General features: G+C 69.1%; 16 protein-coding genes. 12 read left to right on the forward strand and 4 right to left on the reverse strand.

The window, feature by feature from the left end:
• Window positions 1-86 precede the first annotated feature (86 nt).
• The 4 genes from ACFPJ4_RS00835 to ACFPJ4_RS00850 are packed head-to-tail and all read left to right on the forward strand — an operon-like array spanning window position 87 to window position 3,988.
• Window positions 87-1,223 (forward strand): acyl-CoA dehydrogenase family protein, encoded by a 1,137-nt coding sequence (locus tag ACFPJ4_RS00835; RefSeq protein WP_386738390.1) that lies wholly within the window; start codon window positions 87-89, stop codon window positions 1,221-1,223.
• Window positions 1,223-2,302, forward strand: coding sequence for an enoyl-CoA hydratase/isomerase family protein (locus tag ACFPJ4_RS00840; protein ID WP_386738391.1), 1,080 nt, complete (start codon window positions 1,223-1,225; stop codon window positions 2,300-2,302). Before ACFPJ4_RS00835 ends, ACFPJ4_RS00840 begins: the two co-directional genes overlap by 1 nt.
• A gap of 1 nt (window position 2,303) precedes the next feature.
• Window positions 2,304-3,215, forward strand: coding sequence for a 3-hydroxyisobutyrate dehydrogenase (gene mmsB, locus ACFPJ4_RS00845; protein WP_386738392.1), 912 nt, complete (start codon window positions 2,304-2,306; stop codon window positions 3,213-3,215).
• Complete coding sequence (locus ACFPJ4_RS00850) at window positions 3,212-3,988, forward strand: enoyl-CoA hydratase (protein WP_386738393.1); 777 nt, start codon at window positions 3,212-3,214, stop codon at window positions 3,986-3,988. The genes mmsB and ACFPJ4_RS00850 overlap by 4 nt, the downstream gene beginning before the upstream one ends.
• Here the strand turns inward: ACFPJ4_RS00850 and ACFPJ4_RS00855 are convergent.
• Window positions 3,985-4,554 (reverse strand): MarR family winged helix-turn-helix transcriptional regulator, encoded by a 570-nt coding sequence (locus tag ACFPJ4_RS00855; RefSeq protein WP_386738394.1) that lies wholly within the window; start codon window positions 4,552-4,554, stop codon window positions 3,985-3,987. The two genes, ACFPJ4_RS00850 and ACFPJ4_RS00855, sit on opposite strands and share 4 nt — an antisense overlap.
• Window positions 4,555-4,604: 50 nt before the next feature.
• Here ACFPJ4_RS00855 and ACFPJ4_RS00860 point away from each other — a divergent pair, with 50 nt between their 5' ends.
• Window positions 4,605-5,024 (forward strand): pilus assembly protein CpaE, encoded by a 420-nt coding sequence (locus tag ACFPJ4_RS00860; RefSeq protein ID WP_386738395.1) that lies wholly within the window; start codon window positions 4,605-4,607, stop codon window positions 5,022-5,024.
• Here the strand turns inward: ACFPJ4_RS00860 and ACFPJ4_RS00865 are convergent.
• Window positions 5,005-5,916: a DUF4349 domain-containing protein gene (locus tag ACFPJ4_RS00865; protein WP_386738396.1), complete on the reverse strand. Its 912-nt coding sequence runs from the start codon at window positions 5,914-5,916 to the stop codon at window positions 5,005-5,007. The two genes, ACFPJ4_RS00860 and ACFPJ4_RS00865, sit on opposite strands and share 20 nt — an antisense overlap.
• 106 nt (window positions 5,917-6,022) lie before the next feature.
• Between ACFPJ4_RS00865 and ACFPJ4_RS00870 the strand changes: the two genes are divergently transcribed.
• The 4 genes from ACFPJ4_RS00870 (at window position 6,023) to ACFPJ4_RS00885 (ending at window position 8,932) form a co-directional block, all read left to right on the forward strand.
• Complete coding sequence (locus ACFPJ4_RS00870) at window positions 6,023-6,811, forward strand: alpha/beta hydrolase (protein WP_386738397.1); 789 nt, start codon at window positions 6,023-6,025, stop codon at window positions 6,809-6,811.
• A 9-nt stretch (window positions 6,812-6,820) separates the two neighbouring features.
• A complete protein-coding gene (locus ACFPJ4_RS00875) occupies window positions 6,821-7,816 on the forward strand; it encodes an aldo/keto reductase (protein ID WP_386738398.1) in 996 nt (331 codons plus the stop codon).
• Between the two features lie 87 nt (window positions 7,817-7,903).
• On the forward strand, window positions 7,904-8,473 hold the full coding sequence (locus ACFPJ4_RS00880) for an NADPH-dependent FMN reductase (protein WP_386738399.1): 570 nt from the start codon (window positions 7,904-7,906) through the stop codon (window positions 8,471-8,473).
• Window positions 8,474-8,581: 108 nt separating this feature from the next.
• Window positions 8,582-8,932 (forward strand): group I truncated hemoglobin, encoded by a 351-nt coding sequence (locus tag ACFPJ4_RS00885; RefSeq protein ID WP_386738400.1) that lies wholly within the window; start codon window positions 8,582-8,584, stop codon window positions 8,930-8,932.
• A 3-nt stretch (window positions 8,933-8,935) separates the two neighbouring features.
• Here ACFPJ4_RS00885 and ACFPJ4_RS00890 read toward each other — a convergent pair whose 3' ends face one another.
• Entirely contained in the window at window positions 8,936-10,165 is a 1,230-nt protein-coding gene (locus ACFPJ4_RS00890; protein WP_386738401.1) for an MFS transporter, read from the reverse strand.
• Window positions 10,166-10,447: 282 nt separating this feature from the next.
• Between ACFPJ4_RS00890 and ACFPJ4_RS00895 the strand changes: the two genes are divergently transcribed.
• From ACFPJ4_RS00895 to ACFPJ4_RS00905, 3 genes are all read left to right on the forward strand, one after another.
• Entirely contained in the window at window positions 10,448-12,895 is a 2,448-nt protein-coding gene (locus ACFPJ4_RS00895) for a ribonucleoside-diphosphate reductase subunit alpha (RefSeq protein ID WP_386738402.1), read from the forward strand.
• 79 nt (window positions 12,896-12,974) lie between these two features.
• The gene (locus ACFPJ4_RS00900) at window positions 12,975-13,976 is read left to right on the forward strand and encodes a ribonucleotide-diphosphate reductase subunit beta (RefSeq protein ID WP_386738403.1); all 1,002 of its coding nucleotides are present in this window, start codon (window positions 12,975-12,977) and stop codon (window positions 13,974-13,976) included.
• Between the two features lie 245 nt (window positions 13,977-14,221).
• Complete coding sequence (locus ACFPJ4_RS00905; protein WP_386738404.1) at window positions 14,222-15,289, forward strand: ice-binding family protein; 1,068 nt, start codon at window positions 14,222-14,224, stop codon at window positions 15,287-15,289.
• Here the strand turns inward: ACFPJ4_RS00905 and ACFPJ4_RS00910 are convergent.
• Window positions 15,286-15,642, reverse strand: coding sequence for a carboxymuconolactone decarboxylase family protein (locus tag ACFPJ4_RS00910; RefSeq protein ID WP_386738405.1), 357 nt, complete (start codon window positions 15,640-15,642; stop codon window positions 15,286-15,288). The two genes, ACFPJ4_RS00905 and ACFPJ4_RS00910, sit on opposite strands and share 4 nt — an antisense overlap.
• Between the last annotated feature and the right edge of the window lie 267 nt (window positions 15,643-15,909).

The following is a 15,909-nucleotide window of genomic DNA, read 5'->3' on the forward strand; positions in this document are numbered from 1 at the left end:
TAGGACTTCCTAGTAATTAGTAGGATGTCCACGTATTCTGGTCAGGACACATCCGAGTCCCACAAGGACGAAACCGGAGGTTCCCGATGTCCACCATGACCCAGGATCAAGCCGCCCTCATCGACGCCGTGCGTCACTTCGCCGCCGACGAACTGGCCCCGCACGCCGCCGAATGGGACGAGACCCATCACTTCCCGCTCGAGGTGCTGCGCGACGCCGGCCAGATGGGCCTCGGCGGCATCGTGATCGACGAACGTTTCGGGGGCTCCGGCCTCAGCCGCGCCGACGCGGTGCGGGTCTTCGAGCAGTTGGCGATGGGCGACACGACGATCGCGGCATCCATCTCGATCCACAACATGGTGGTCGGCATGATCGACCGCTTCGGCGACGACCGCCAGCGGGCGCTCTGGGTGCCCGAGCTCGCCGCGCTCGAGACCCTCGGCGCCTACTGCCTCACCGAACCGGGCATGGGGTCGGATGCCGCGGCCCTGCGCACCCGCGCCGAGCGCGTCGGCGACGACTACGTGATCAACGGCGTGAAGCAGTTCATCTCGGGCGCCGGAGCCGCCGCGGTCTACGTCGTGATGGCTCGCACCGCCGAGACCGGCAGTCACGGCATCAGCGCGATCGTGGTGCCCGCCGACGCCGCCGGGCTGGGATTCGGCCCGCTCGAGAAGAAGATGGGCTGGCACGCTCAACCGACCCGCCAGGTCATCTTCGACAACGTGCACGTGCCGGTCGGCAATCGACTGTCGGCCGAGGGCGACGGCTTCGGCATCGCGATGAGCGCGCTCGACGGCGGCCGGCTCAACATCGGCGCCTGTTCGATCGGCGGAGGCCAGGCGGCGCTCGATCAGACCGTCGCCTACCTGAAGACCCGCGAGGCATTCGGTTCGCCGCTCATCGAGAAGGAGGCGCTGCTCTTCCAGCTCGCCGACATGGACACCGAGCTCGAGGCGGCCCGCACCCTGCTGTGGCGCGCCGCCGACGCCCTCGACGATCACGATCCCGGCGCCGTCCGGCTGTGCGCCATGGCGAAGCGGGTCGCGACGGATGCCGGATTCACGGTCGCGAACGCCGCCCTCCAGCTGCACGGCGGCTACGGCTACCTCAGCGACTACGGCATCGAACGCATCGTGCGGGATCTGCGCGTGCACCAGATACTGGAGGGGACGAACGAGATCATGCGACTCATCGTGGGTCGCGAGCTCGCGGGAGCCTGATGGAGCCGATCGACCGCCTCGACGACGAGGTTCTGGTGCGGCGCGACGGCGTGCTCGGCCACGTCCAGCTCAACCGGCCGCGCGCCCTCAACGCGCTCACGCAGGCGATGGTCGAGCGCCTCACCGAGGTGCTCGCCGAGTGGCTCCATGACGACGGCGTGCAGACGGTCGTGCTCTCGGGGGCCGGCGACCGCGGGCTGTGCGCGGGTGGAGACATCGTCGCGATCGCGCACTCGATCCGTTCGGGCGGGGCGGAGGCGGCACGCTTCTGGCGGGACGAGTACGCCCTCGACGCCGTGATCGCCCGGTATCCGAAGCCGTTCGTCGCGCTCATGGACGGACTCGTGCTCGGCGGCGGGGTCGGACTCTCGGCCCACGGCGGCACCCGGGTCGTCACGGAACGCACCCGGATCGGGATGCCCGAGGTGTCGATCGGCTTCTTCCCGGATGTCGGGGGGACCCTCCTACTCGCCCGCGCGCCGGGCGAACTCGGCACCCACCTGGCGCTGACCGGCGGCACGGCGAGTGGCGCCGACGCGATCGCGCTCGGGCTCGCCGATCACCTCGTGCCGAGCGAGCGACTCGCCGAACTGGTCGCTGCTCTGGGCTCGGCGCCGCCCGCCGAGGTGATCGCGCGGCTCGCCGTGGCCGCCGGCGCCTCGGAGCTGGTCGCGCAGCGCGACTGGATCGACGAGGCCTATTCGGGCGACGACCCCCTCGCGATCGTCGAGCGGCTCGAGGCATCGCCCGTTCCCGCGGCCCGCGAGGCGGCGGCGACGATCCGGACGAAGTCGCCGACCTCGGTCGCGGTCACGCTGGCCGCCGTGCGGCGGGCGCGCGAGCTCGCGAGCCTCGAGGCGGTGCTCGAGCGCGACTTCCGCATCGCGATGCATTTCACGCAGGGCCACGAGACCCTCGAGGGGGTTCGGGCGCAGGTGATCGACAAGGACCGCACCCCGCGCTGGGATCCGGCCCGCCTCGACGACGTGACCGCCGAGGCGGTCGAGCGCTACTTCGCGCCCCTCGAGGGGCGCGAACTGGGCCTGGCGCAGGCCGGGCCATCATCACGAGGAGAGTGACATGACGAACATCGCGTTCATCGGCCTGGGGAACATGGGCGGGCCGATGGCAGCCAACCTCGTCAAGGCCGGCCACGCCGTCCACGGCTTCGACCTCGTCCCGGCCGCCCTCGACCATGCCAGGGCGAACGGGGTGACCGTCGCGCCGGATGCCGCGACCGCCGTCGCCGGCAGCGAAGTCGTCATCACCATGCTGGCGAGCGGGCGGCAGGTGCTCGACGCCTATCGCGACGGATTGCTCGCGGCCGCCCGACCCGGCACGTTGTTCATCGACAGCTCGACGATCGACGTCGCGGATGCGGTCGCGGCCCGCGAGCTGGCCGTCGCGGCGGGCCATCGCGGTATGGACGCTCCGGTCTCCGGCGGCGTCGGGGGTGCGTCAGCGGCGACCCTCACCTTCATGGTGGGGGCGGAGGCGGCCGACTTCGAGGCGGCGCGTCCGATCCTCGAGGTCATGGGCGGCCGCATCGTGCACTGCGGCGGGTCCGGAGCCGGCCAGGCCGCGAAGATCTGCAACAACCTGATCCTCGGCGTCTCGATGATCGCGGTGAGCGAGGCGTTCGTGCTCGGCGAGAAGCTGGGGCTCAGCGATCAGGCGCTCTTCGACGTGGCGTCGGCGGCATCCGGTCAGTGCTGGGCGCTCACCACGAACTGCCCGGTGCCGGGGCCGGTTCCCACCAGCCCGGCGAACCACGACTACCAGCCGGGCTTCGCGGGCGCCCTGATGGCGAAGGATCTCGGTCTCGCGCTCAACGCCCTCGAAGCCACGGGGGTCGCGGCCGAACTGGGGCCGCTCGCGGCGCGCATCTACCGGCGTTTCGCCGACGAGGGTGGAGCCGGTCGCGACTTCTCGGGCATCATCACGGTGATTCGCGACAACTCGGCCGGAGCCTCGGGGAGGATGGCGAAGTGACCGACTTCGAGACCATCCTGATCGAGCGCCGCGAACGGGTGGGGCTGATCACCCTGAACCGTCCGGAATCGCTCAACGCGCTCAACACGACCCTCATGACCGAGGTGGTCGCGGCTGCCGGCGAGTTCGATGCCGATCCGGGCATCGGCGCGATCGTCGTGACCGGGTCATCGCGGGCCTTCGCGGCCGGGGCCGACATCAAGGAGATGGCGGAGGCGCGCTACCCGGAGTTCTACCTCGCCGACTGGGGCGCGGGCTGGGATCGCTTCGCCGCCGTGCGCACCCCGACGATCGCGGCGGTGGCCGGGTACGCCCTCGGCGGCGGCTGCGAGCTCGCGCTCATGTGCGACATCGTGCTCGCCGCCGACACCGCCGTGTTCGGGCAGCCCGAGATCAAGCTCGGCACGATCCCCGGGCTCGGCGGTTCGCAGCGGCTCACCCGCGCGGTCGGCAAGGCGCTCGCCATGGACCTCGTCCTCACCGGACGCAACATGCACGCCGACGAGGCGCTGCGGGCCGGGCTCGTGGCGCGGGTGGTCGCCGCCGATGCGCTGCTCGACGAGGCCCTGCGAACCGCGACGACGATCGCGTCGATGTCGCTGCCGATCGCGATGCTCGCGAAAGAGGCCGTGAACGCCGCCTTCGAGACGGAACTGACGGCGGGGCTGCGGTTCGAGCGACGCGTGTTCCACTCGACCTTCGCCACCCGCGATCAGAAGGAGGGGATGCGCGCCTTCATCGAGAAGCGCGCTGCGACGTTCACGAACGACTAGTCGCCCGCCTCCGGCTCGGCGAAGTCGCCGGCATCCCGCCGGAAGCCGTGCAGCAGCTGGTTGAGTTGCGCCACCTCGTCGGGGCTGAACCCGGTCTGCTCGAAGACCGACGCGTTGAGCACCGCGGTCGCCGCCCTCACGCGTTCCCGCCCCTCGTCGGTGATCTCGACGAGGGTGGCGCGGCCGTCGGTGGGATGCGCGACCCGCCGCACGAGCCCGGCGGCCTCCAGCCGGTCCACCGCGTTGGTCACGCTCGTCGGATGCACCTGCAGGCGCGCGCTCGCCTTCGCCATCGGCAGCGACCCGCGTCGGGTGAAGCTCAACAGCGCGAGCAACTCGAAGCGGGCGAAGGTCAGCTCGAAGGGCTTGAGGGCGCTCTCGACGCGGGCCGAGAGGATCTGCTGGGCCCGCATGATCGAGGTCACGGCGGCCATGCCGTCGGCGGCATCCGCCCAGCCGTGCTGCTGCCACTGCCGGTGCGCCTCGGCGATCGGGTCGGAGGCCAGCGGGGTCGGATCGGCCACGGCACCTCCTGTTCGTGACGGCGTGAGCGGTCGTGGGGTCATCATGTCATGCGAGGCGGATCACCGAAGGCGTCGCGCGCGATGATGGAGCGATGATCTCGACGGCACTCGCCCGCGAGCTCCGCGAGGCGGGGCTGCGCTGGACGCCCACCTCGGGTGACGCGTTCCAGATCGCGCTGCCCGACTTCGAGGGCGACCAGTTCACGGTGAGCGACATGACGATCGAGGCGCACGACTACCCGACCGGCGCCGTGCTCGGCTTCAACGGCACGACCGAGTGGGCGCTCGACTCGGTCGCGCTCGGCGCCGCGCTCTGGCTGCCGCGCGAAGACCAGCTGCGCGAACTGCTGCGCGGGACCTTCCGCTCCCTGCTGCGTGCGGTGGACACGGAGGGGCGTGTCAGCTACACCGTCACGGTGCGGATCGGCGAGGTGGATGCCGCCTACAGCCGGGACGACCCCTCGGAGGCCTACGGCGTCGCGGTCCTCGCGCTCATTCGTTCGGCGGCGTAGCGGCCTTTCGCGCGGCCACTCGACGGCGCCGCACTCGGCGGATTCCGAACACGGCCAGCAGGGCGAGACCGGCGAACGCCAGCCAGGGGATCAGCACTCCGAGCACGACGAGCGCGGTCGTCCAGAACGAGACGAACGCGGCCCAGCCGGTGCCGAGTCCGGCCCAGAAGTCGGCCGGCTTCACGGGGGGAGCGGCGGCATCCGAGCGCAGCGTCAGGGTGATCGTCGACATGCTGATCTGGTCGTTCAGGCCGCGCTGCTGCGCCTCGAGGCTCTCGAGTTCACCCTGCCGCTCGCTGAGGGCGTTCTCGATCGCGACGAGGTCGGTCGTGGTCGTCGCCTTCGCCTCGAGTTCGAGCAGCCGAGCCGTCGATGCCTTCAGGGCATCGATGCGGGCGCCCAGATCCTGGGTCTGCGCCGTCACATCGGCCGAGTTGGTCGCGAGCTGATCGACCCGGCCGAGCTTGCGCAGCGCGTCGAGCGTCTGGTTCAGGACCCTCGCCGGGATGCGCAGCACGAGGGTCGCGCTTCCCCGGTCGCCGTTGCTCGCCGCGTTCTCGGTGCGGCCATCGATCCGGCCGCCCGCGCCCTCGACGATCGCGACCGCCTTCGCGGATTCGGTGAGCGGTGCGCCGGTCGTGATGGTCATCGTGCCCGTCACCACGACCGAGCGATCGGCGGTCGCCGCGCTGCCGGACCCCGACGTGCCGCCGGATGCCGCATCCCCGACCGCGGGTGCCTTGCCGATCGTGCCGGACTGCGATCCGCCCGGGGATGCCGAGTTCGAGCCTCCTCCCGCCGAGCATCCCGCGAGGGCGAGACCGGCCGCGAGCAGAACGGCGGCGAGCAGGGCGGGGCGCGACCGCGAGGTCGCCGTCGACATGGTCTTCATGCTGACGACGCTAGGGAACGGCGGGTCGCCGCACATCCCAACGTTCATCACGATTCGAACGTCGTCGATCACGATTCGGACACAGGGGAGCCCTACCCTGGAGGGCATGGGGCGAGGATACGGACTATTTCGGCGGCCGCCCCTGCTGCACGTCGCGGTCGACGAGGGGGTCGGTCCGGCTGTCCTCATGATCCACGGCATCGCCTCGTCATCGGTGACCTTCGAGAACGTCATCCCGCTGCTCACGGGCGCGCACCGGGTCATCGCCATCGACCTGCTGGGGTTCGGCGGCTCCCCGTCGCCCGAGGATGCCGAGTACACCATCGAGGAGCACGTCGCCGCGCTGGCCCGCACGATCTCGTCCCTGCGGCTGCGCGAGCCGTTCGTGCTGGTCGGGCACTCGATGGGCTCCCTGATCGCCGCCCGCTACGCGGCGGCGCGGCCCCGCCTGCTGAGGCGGCTGGTGCTGGTGAGCCCGCCCATCTACCTGCCGCCCGGCGCGATGGGCAACCGGGTCGACCGCACGACGATGGATCTCTACCTGCGCGCCTACGAATACCTGCGAACCAACAAGGAGTTCACGATCCGGACCGCCGCCGGGCTCGCCCGGCTGTCGCCGATCAAGAACCTGCTCGACGTCTCGGAGCAGAACTGGCGCGCCTTCGTGCTGTCACTGCAGAACTCGATCGAGTCGCAGACCTCGGTGAGCGATCTGGCGGCCGTCGAGGTGCCGGTCGTGGTGGTCTACGGATCGCTCGATCCGCTGCTGACGCCGTCCGGTCTGCGGGTGATCGAGAAGCTCCGCGGGGTCGAGGTGCACCGGGTCGACGGCGGCGACCACGTCATCCGCCCCCGCATGGCCCGGGTCATCGCGACCGCGATCGGCCGGGCGTAGGGTCGAGCCATGGAGCATCGCACCCTCGGACGCACCGGCCGGCAGGTCTCGGTCGTCGGACTCGGAACCTGGCAACTCGGCGCCGACTGGGGCGATGTCTCGGAGCTGGAGGCCCACGCGGTTCTCGGCGCCTCGCTCGAGGCCGGGGTGACGATGATCGACACCGCGGACGTCTACGGCGACGGCCGTAGCGAGACGATCATCGGCGGCTGGCGCGCCGCGCTGCCGGAATCCGACCGCGCGCGGATCACGGTGGCGACCAAGATGGGCCGCCGGCTCGAGCAGGTGCCGGGCAACTACACCCTCGAGAACTTCCGGCTGTGGACGGATCGCTCGCGACGCGGCCTGCAGATGGAGACGCTCGACCTCGTCCAGTTGCACTGCCCGCCGAGCGAGGTGTTCGGCAGCGACGCCGTGTTCGACGCTCTGGACACGCTGGTGGCCGAGGAGGCGATCGCCGCCTACGGGGTCAGTGTCGAGACCACCGACCAGGCGCTCACGGCGATCGCGCGTCCGGGCGTCGCGACCGTTCAGATCATCCTCAACGCCTTTCGGCTCAAGCCGCTCGACGCCGTTCTGCCCGCGGCCTCGGCGGCGGGGGTGGGGATCATCGCCCGCGTCCCGCTCGCGAGCGGTCTGCTCTCGGGGCGCTACGACCACTCGACCGCGTTCGCGGCCAACGACCACCGCACGTACAACCGCCAGGGAGAGGCCTTCGACCGGGGCGAGACCTTCTCGGGAGTGGACTTCGACGAGGGCGTCGACGCGGCCCGCGAGTTCTCGGCGCTCGCAGCGACCGTCGGACTCGCTCCCGCGACCGCGGCGCTCGCCTGGGTGGTGCAGCAGCCCGGCGTGAGCACCGTCATCCCCGGCGCGCGCAACATCGAGCAGGCGAAGGCCAACGCGACCGCGGGCTCGGTTCCCCCGCTGGGGGAGGACTTCTTCGCGAGCGTGCGCGAACTCTACGACCGCCGCTTCCGGGCGGCGATCCACTCGCGGTGGTGACGCGGCCGTTCCTCGCGGAATGAGCCGGAGCATCCGGCGGTTGTGGCCTGCGAAGATTGACGTGTCAACTATTTCGCGAGGAGTCCCATGACCACCCGTCTCATGATCATCATCGGCAGTGTCCGCCCCGGTCGGGCCGGCCTTCCGATCGCCACCTGGGTGCGGGGGCGCGCCGAGGCGCACGACGGGTTCGAGGTCGATCTGGTGGACCTGGCCGAGCTCGCCCTGCCGTTCATGGACGAGCCGGCGCATCCGAGGCTTCACCAGTACACCAAGCCGCACACCCTCGCCTGGAGCGCCCGGGTCGCGGCCGCCGACGCCTTCGTCTTCGTCACGCCGGAGTACAACCACAGCTACGCGCCGGCGCTCAAGAACGCGATCGACTTCTTGAACCTGGAGTGGTGGCGCAAGCCCGTCGGCTTCGTCAGCTACGGCGGCGTGTCGGGTGGCACCCGCGGGGTCGTCGCCCTCGACCAGGCGATCAACGGGCTCGGGCTCGTGAAGGTCGGCGCGAACGTCGAACTGAGCTTCGCCGGACGGATGATCGCCGACGGGGTGTTCACCCCGAGCGAGAAGGACCTGGCCGTGCTCGACAAGGAGCTCGCCGAACTGATCGACCTCTCCGAGGTGCTCAAGCCCTCTCGGCTGAAGGGGTGAGCCGCGCCGCGCATTCCGGTCGGCGCGGGCCGCCTCTCGCGCCGGAGCCCTGCGAAATGTGAAGATGGGCAGGTTGCGTGATCAGGCGCGCAATGGAACGAGGCGAACATGTCGATGCTGAGCGCCGCGGGCGGTCCCGACGCGATCCGGACGGCCGTCGACATCTTCGATGCCCGGATGACCTCCGATCCGGTGCTGGCCCACTATCTGGCCTCGATCGACATGTCCCACCTCCGCGCCCACCAGAAGGCGTTCCTGCTCGCCGCACTCGGGGGTCCCGATCTCTACACCGGACGCGACATGCGTGCGGCCCATCAGGGGCTCGGCATCAGCGACACCGAGTTCGACCTCGCGATGGGGCACCTCGCGGTGGCCCTGCGCGAGGCGAACGTCTCGGACGACGTCATCTCGGGAATCGCCCGGCGCCTGGCTTCGCTGCGCCAGCAGATCGTGGTCTGAGACTCAGCTCGGCTGCACCGGGACGGGTTCCGTGTCGGGGAGGGGGCTCGCGTCGCGTCCGCGCAGATCGGGCAGCCGTCGGCGGAAGATCAACGGCACGAGGGTGCCGACGGCGGCGAAGGCGACGGCCACCAGGAAGCCGCCATCGCCGGGCCGACCGCCGTGGCTCGCACTGACGAAGTCGATCAGGAAGCCGGCGACCGCCGAACCGGCGGCGGCGCCGATCAGCTGGCCGGTGCCGACCCAGCCGTAGGCCTCCGCGGTGTCGCTGAAGCGCACGCTCGACGACACGATCGCGAACATGACGGCCAGCGCCGGTGCGATGCAGAGTCCGGCGATCAGCAGGGCCGCGCTGAGCGACCAGAACTCCCAGGCGAGCGCCGCGAGCACCGAGCCCACGAGCACGACCACCATCCTGCGGGCCAGGGCCCACGGCCCCACCGGGAGGTGGCCGAGCAGCAGGCCGCCGACGAGCGAGGCGACCGCCCAGATCGCGAGCACGACCCCCGAGGTGGAGTTGCCCTGGCCGAAGGTCGCCACGACCCCGGCCTCGGTCGCCGCGCAGGTGCCGACGAGCAGAAAGCCGACCAGGGTCGTCAGCAGCACCGGCCCGCGCCTCAGCACGCTGCCGAGCTTGCGCTTGCTGCGCGGGATGCGCACCCGGCCGACCTCGGGGGAGAGCAGGAACCACAGCCCTCCGCCGATCAGGAAGACGACCGAGACGAGGATGCCGACGACGGTGGAGATCTGGGTCGCGACGAAGGTCACGGCGACCGGGCCCGCGATCCAGATGATCTCCTGGGCCGAGGCGTCCAGGGAGAACAGCGGGGTGAGCTGCCGTGAGTTGACCATCTTCGGGTAGATCGTGCGCACGGCCGGTTGCACGGGTGGATAGCTGAGCCCCGCGATCAACCCCGCCACCATGAAGCCGACCAGGGGCAGGGGTGCAAGTGCGACGGTGAGCAGCGAGGCGGCGCAGACGGAGGTCGTCAGGATCAGGACCGGGCGCATGCCCCACTGCCCCATCCACCTGCTGGTCAGCGGGCCCGAGACCGCCTGGCCGACGCTGGTCGCCGCGAGGACGAGGCCGGCCGCGCCGTACGAGCCGAAGATGTGCTGCATGTGCAGCAGGAATCCGAGCGAGAGCATGCCGCTCGGAAAGCGCGCGGTGAGCTGCGCGGCGATGATCCGGGCGACCCCGGGAGTGCGCAGCAGGCTCACATAAGCGTTCACAACCTCACAACTCTAGTGATGACGGATGACGCGCGGTCCCTCGCCGACGCTGTGGAAACTGTGGAGAAGTCGGCGGAGTTATCCACAATTGGGGACGACACGCCCACTAGATGTAGTGGTTGCTCGTCTGTCGGCGCCCCGATATATAGTGGTGAAACTTCCCGGCCGGGGGATGGGACAACGGTCGAAGAACGTTGCATCAATTGGGATTGGAACGCGCCGTCTCCGCAGTCGGAGGGTGTCGTGGGGAACGTGTCGCAGGGCACAGAAGGAGCAGGTCAAGTGGCCATCACGGTCGTGAAGCGCAACGGTGAGCGCGAGGCGTACGACGCCAACAAGATCAACATCGCGATCGAACATGCGAGCCAGGGTCTCGACGAGAACATCACCTGGGTCACCCAGATCGCGAGCGAGCTCGAACTCACCCTCTTCGACGGCATCACGACCCAGCAGCTCGACGAGGCCGTCATCCAGGTCGCCCTGCAGAACGTCAAGGACGACCCGCAGTTCGACACCGTCGCCGCGCGCCTGCTCCTCAAGACCATCTACAAGGGCGTCCTCGGCGACTACACGACGGCCGACGAGCTCAAGACGCTGCACGTGGCGCACTTCCGCTCCTCCGTCGAGCGCGGCGTCGCCGAGAACCTGTTCGACTCGCGCTTCACCGAGCTGTTCGACCTGGAGCGCCTCGCGGGCGCCCTCGAGCCCTCGCGCGACGAGCTGCTCAAGTACATCTCGGTCGTGACGCTCAACAACCGCTACGGCATCAAGGCGCGCAACGGCGAACCGCTCGAGGTGCCGCAGTACTTCTGGATGCGGATCGCCATGGGCCTCTCGCTCAACGAGGCCGACCCCACCGGCGTCGCACTCGGCTTCTACGACAAGATGTCGAAGCTCGAGTACATCGCCGCCGGCTCCACACTGGTGAACGCGGGCACCTCGTACCCGCAGCTGTCGAACTGCTTCGTCATGGAGATGCAGGACGACATCGAGAACATCGCCAAGAGCGTGCGCGACGTCATGTGGCTCACCAAGGGCACGGGCGGCATCGGCCTCAGCGTCACCAAGCTGCGGGCGCAGGGCTCGCCCATCCGCTCCAACAACACCACGAGCACCGGCCCGATCCCGTTCATGCACACCATCGACTCGGTGCTGCGCGCGGTCAGCCGCGGCGGCAAGAAGTTCGGCGCCCTCTGCTTCTACATGGAGAACTGGCACATGGACTTCCCGGAGTTCCTCGACCTGCGTCAGAACTCCGGCGACCCGTACCGCCGCACCCGTACCGCCAACACGGCGGTCTGGATCAGCGACGAGTTCATGAAGCGCGTGCAGAACGACGACGACTGGTACCTCTTCGACCCGCTCGAGGTCAGCGACCTCAACGAGCTGTACGGCAAGGCGTTCTCGGAGCGCTACGCGTTCTACGTGGGCGAGGCCGAGGCCGGCCGCCTGCACATGTTCAAGAAGATCGGCGCGCGCGAGCAGTTCAAGTCGATCCTGATCTCCCTGCAGACCACGAGCCACCCGTGGCTCACCTGGAAGGACACGATCAACAACCGCGCTCTCAACAACAACACGGGCACGATCCACCTCAGCAACCTCTGCACCGAGATCTGCCTGCCGCAGGACGAAGAGAACATCTCGGTCTGCAACCTGGCCTCGATCAACCTCTCCACCCACCTCGCGGTCGACGCCAACGGCACGCTCGGCTTCGACTGGGCCCGGATCGACGAGAGCGCCCGCAGCGCGGTGCGCCAGCTCGACAACCTGATCGACATCACCGTGTCCTCGGTGCCCGAGGCCGACCACGCCAACATCAACAACCGCGCGATCGGGCTCGGCGTGATGGGCTTCACCGACGTGGTCGAGCGCCTCGGCCTCAGCTACGAGAGCGAAGCGGCGGCGGCCCTGATCGACGAGGTCATGGAGCACGTCTCGTACGCCGCGATCGACGAGTCGGCCGATCTCGCCCGCGAGCGCGGCACCTACGCCAACTTCGAGGGCAGCCGCTGGTCGCAGGGCCTCGTGCCCTTCGACTCCATCGCGCTGACCGAGGCCGACCGCGGCATCCCGATCAAGGTCGACCGCACCACCCGGCTCGACTGGGACGCGCTGCGGGCGAAGGTGAAGGGCGGCATGCGCAACGCGACGCTCATGGCGATCGCGCCCACGGCATCCATCGGTCTCGTCGCGGGGACGACGCCCGGGCTCGACCCGCAGTTCTCGCAGATCTTCAGCCGGGCCACGAGCAACGGCAAGTTCCTCGAGGTCAACCGCAACCTGGTGAACGACCTGCAGAAGCTCGGAATCTGGGGCTCGGTCAAGGAGCAGATCCTGCGGTCGCAGGGCGACATCCAGGGCATCGACGCGATCCCCGACTCGGTCAAGGCGATCTACAAGACCAGCTTCCAGCTCTCGCCGTACTCCTTCCTCGAGGTCGCGGCGCGAGCGCAGAAGTGGATCGACCAGTCGATCAGCCGCAACATGTACCTCGAGACGCGCGACCTCGGCGACATGATGGACATCTACTACGCCGCGTGGGAGCGGGGCGTCAAGACGACCTACTACCTGCACATGAAGCCGCGGCACACCGCCGAGCAGTCGACGGTCAAGGTCAACAAGGCCGAGGACATCAACGCGGCAGCCGCAGCTGTGGCGGTCGCGGGCGCGGCGAACGAGTCGGCCGCTGCGGCGCCGGCTCGGCGCGGATTCGGAGGGCTGTCGAAGTGAACCAGAACGCCGACACGATCGACGGCTACGCCGTCCCGGTCGATCCGATGGACGACCTCCAGTGCGAGAGTTGCCAGTAATGGGGATCCTGGGTACCGGCATCGCCGAAGGGCTTCTGCTGAAGCCGGTCCGCTACAAGTGGGCCATGGACCTCTACGACCAGGCCGTCGCCAACACCTGGTTCCCCAACGAGATCCAGCTGGGGGAGGACATCGCCGACTTCAAGAAGATGACCGACGAAGAGCGTCACGCGATCACCTTCCTGATGAGCTACTTCAACCCGAACGAGCTGCTCGTCAACAAGGCGCTGGCCTTCGGCGTCTACCCCTACATCAACGCCCCCGAGGCGCACCTCTATCTCGCGAAGCAGATGTGGGAGGAGGCGAACCACTGCATGTCGTTCGAGTACGTGCTCGAGACCTTCCCGATCGATCGCAACGAGGCCTACAACGCGCATGTCGACATCCCGTCGATGGCGCGCAAGGAGGAGTTCGAAGTCGCCTTCATCAAGCGGATGACCGAGCAGACCCTCGACATCACGACGACCGAGGGCAAGCAGGACTTCATCCGCAACCTGGTGGCGTACAACGTCATCCTCGAGGGGATCTGGTTCTACTCGGGCTTCATGGTCGCCCTGTCGTTCCGGCAGCGCAACCTGCTGCGCAACTTCGGCTCGCTCATGGACTGGGTGGTGCGCGACGAGAGCCTGCACCTCAAGTTCGGCATCAACCTGATCCTCACGGTGCTCGACGAGAACCCCGAGCTGCAGACGCCCGAGTTCGCGGCCGAGATCAAGAAGATGATCACGGACGCCGTGGCGATGGAGGAGGAGTACAACAACGACCTGCTCCCCGGCGGCATCCTCGGCCTCAACGCCAGCTACATCAACCAGTACGTCAAGTACCTGGCCGACCGCCGGCTCGAGGAGCTCGGTTTCGACCCCGAGTACAACGTGACGAACCCGGCCAAGTGGATGGCGACGGCCAACGACACCCTGCAGCTGGTCAACTTCTTCGAGTCGACCAACACCTCGTACGAGTCGAACGCCTCGGCGTCGTCGGGCGGCACGAAGAAGGAGTAGTCCGGCCCGGTTCGCGAACGATTCGGAACCTGCGGCCCAGGCTCTCGGCTGGCGATCCGGGTGGGTTCGTGGACTCCTCCTGCGGATGGGTGTACAACCGAGGGAGGGGTGTGTCGCACATCAGTGCGCACTGATCGCAGTGTGGTCTGGCCCCGGAAGGCAAGGGGCGTTGCCGAATGCACGAGCGGATCACTTCGCGAGCACGACGAACTGCGATCACCTCGGGGGTGGGCCTCGTCGTCTGCTTGACCTTGTTCGTCGCGGGGCGCGCCTCCGCGGCGACCACCATCGACGGGCCGGTGGACCTGGGAACTGCGGCGACTTTCGGGGTGCTCGCCGGGTCCACGGTCACCAACACCGGCACCTCGGTTATCAACAACGGCGACGTGGGCGTCAGCCCCGGCACGAGCATCACCGGGTTTCCGCCGGGAGTGGTGACGCCGCCGGGGGTCGTCCACGCCGCCGATGCGCAGGCCGCGTCGGGTCAGGCGGACCTCACCACGGCGTACGGCGTCGCCGCGAGCCTCACTCCCACGACCACCGGGCTCTCCGACCTCGTGGGCCTGTCGTTGGTGCCCGGTGTCTACTCGGGTGGCGCGCTGTCGCTGTCGGGAACCCTCACTCTTACGGGAAGCGCGTCGTCCGTCTGGGTCTTCCAGGCGGCGAGCACCCTCGTGACGGCCTCCGCCAGCAACATCCTCGTGACGGGCGGGGCGAGCGCCTGCAACGTCTTCTGGCAGGTCGGCTCGTCGGCGACGCTGGGAAGCGGATCGAACTTCGTCGGCACGATCATGGCCGACCAGTCGATCACCGCGACCACGTCCGCCGTGATCACCGGACGCCTCCTGGCCCGTACGGGCGCCGTCACCCTCGACACCAATACGCTGACGGCGCCGACGGGCTGCGGCGCCTCGGGCACCGTCTCGGTCAGCCCGACGATCACCTCGGCGGCGCCGCCGGCCGGTTCCCCCGGGACGCCCTACGCCTTCACGGTGACGAGCACCGGGACCCCACCCGCCAGCTACGCGATCGGCTCGGGAGCGCTGCCGCCCGGGCTCGTGCTGAACTCCGCGACCGGAGTCATCTCGGGCACGCCGACGACCGCGGGGTCGTTCAGCTTCACGATCGTGGCGAGCAACGGAACCGCTCCGTCGGCGACCGCGAGCTACACGATCGTGATCGCGCCGACCCTCGCCGAGAGCGGAACGCAGCCGTTGCCCGCGCTGCTGACCGGGGCCGGGCTGCTCGGGTTCGGCGTCGCCGCCGTCATGATGGCGGCGGTGGGCGGCCGACGCCGCAGGAGGTCGAGCTAGCCGGCGGAGTGCTCGTGCGGTCCGGCGAACTTGAACGCCAGACGGCCATGGGCGAAGCCACCGCCGGCGCGGATCGCGGTGGCGACCCAGGCGGCCTCGGCGAGTTCGGCATCCGTCGCCCCCGCCTTCCTGGCCTGCCTGCTGTGCCAGTCGATGCAGTAGACGCACTGGGTGGTGATGCCCACGGCGACCGCCATGAGCTCGCGGAACTTGAGCGGGATCTCGCGCCCCTCCTCGGCGAACACCAGGTGATCGAACGCGTCGAAGGCCTCGAGGATGTCGGGCGTGTGCTTCTTGTAGTCGGTGGTGTGCTTGCCGTCTTCGGCACGGTCGAAGTAGTGGTCGTGGGCCATGCCTCGACGATATCGGCGCCCGGGGTCGGCCGTGCGCTGGGGCCGGCCGCCGGGCCGCCGCCCGTTGCGCCCGCCACCGAGATGCCAGAAAGTGTCGGTTTGGCCGGGGCTAAGCGACCGAATCTGGCATCTGGAGGCAAGGGAATATATTGGGGTAGACAGATCATTCGCCCAATGACACGCCGTCAGATCACCCCCCATTCGGGGGCGATTCACACGGCATCTCGCCTGTTTACGCGCCGCGTCGATCCAAAACCCCGACATGAC

Source organism: Lysinimonas soli (assembly GCF_042655435.1).
Taxonomy (GTDB): domain Bacteria; phylum Actinomycetota; class Actinomycetes; order Actinomycetales; family Microbacteriaceae; genus Lysinimonas; species Lysinimonas soli.

Excerpts from the sequence above, each read along its gene's own strand:
- ACFPJ4_RS00835 (WP_386738390.1), top strand. The coding sequence starts at position 87 with ATGTCCACCATGACCCAGGATCAAGCCGCCCTCATCGACGCCGTGCGT.
- ACFPJ4_RS00840 (WP_386738391.1), top strand. The coding sequence starts at position 1,223 with ATGGAGCCGATCGACCGCCTCGACGACGAGGTTCTGGTGCGGCGCGAC.
- mmsB (WP_386738392.1), top strand. The coding sequence starts at position 2,304 with ATGACGAACATCGCGTTCATCGGCCTGGGGAACATGGGCGGGCCGATG.
- ACFPJ4_RS00855 (WP_386738394.1), bottom strand. The coding sequence starts at position 4,554 with ATGACCCCACGACCGCTCACGCCGTCACGAACAGGAGGTGCCGTGGCC.
- ACFPJ4_RS00860 (WP_386738395.1), top strand. The coding sequence starts at position 4,605 with ATGATCTCGACGGCACTCGCCCGCGAGCTCCGCGAGGCGGGGCTGCGC.
- ACFPJ4_RS00865 (WP_386738396.1), bottom strand. The coding sequence starts at position 5,916 with ATGAAGACCATGTCGACGGCGACCTCGCGGTCGCGCCCCGCCCTGCTC.
- ACFPJ4_RS00870 (WP_386738397.1), top strand. The coding sequence starts at position 6,023 with ATGGGGCGAGGATACGGACTATTTCGGCGGCCGCCCCTGCTGCACGTC.
- ACFPJ4_RS00875 (WP_386738398.1), top strand. The coding sequence starts at position 6,821 with ATGGAGCATCGCACCCTCGGACGCACCGGCCGGCAGGTCTCGGTCGTC.
- ACFPJ4_RS00880 (WP_386738399.1), top strand. The coding sequence starts at position 7,904 with ATGACCACCCGTCTCATGATCATCATCGGCAGTGTCCGCCCCGGTCGG.
- ACFPJ4_RS00885 (WP_386738400.1), top strand. The coding sequence starts at position 8,582 with ATGTCGATGCTGAGCGCCGCGGGCGGTCCCGACGCGATCCGGACGGCC.
- ACFPJ4_RS00900 (WP_386738403.1), top strand. The coding sequence starts at position 12,975 with ATGGGGATCCTGGGTACCGGCATCGCCGAAGGGCTTCTGCTGAAGCCG.
- ACFPJ4_RS00910 (WP_386738405.1), bottom strand. The coding sequence starts at position 15,642 with ATGGCCCACGACCACTACTTCGACCGTGCCGAAGACGGCAAGCACACC.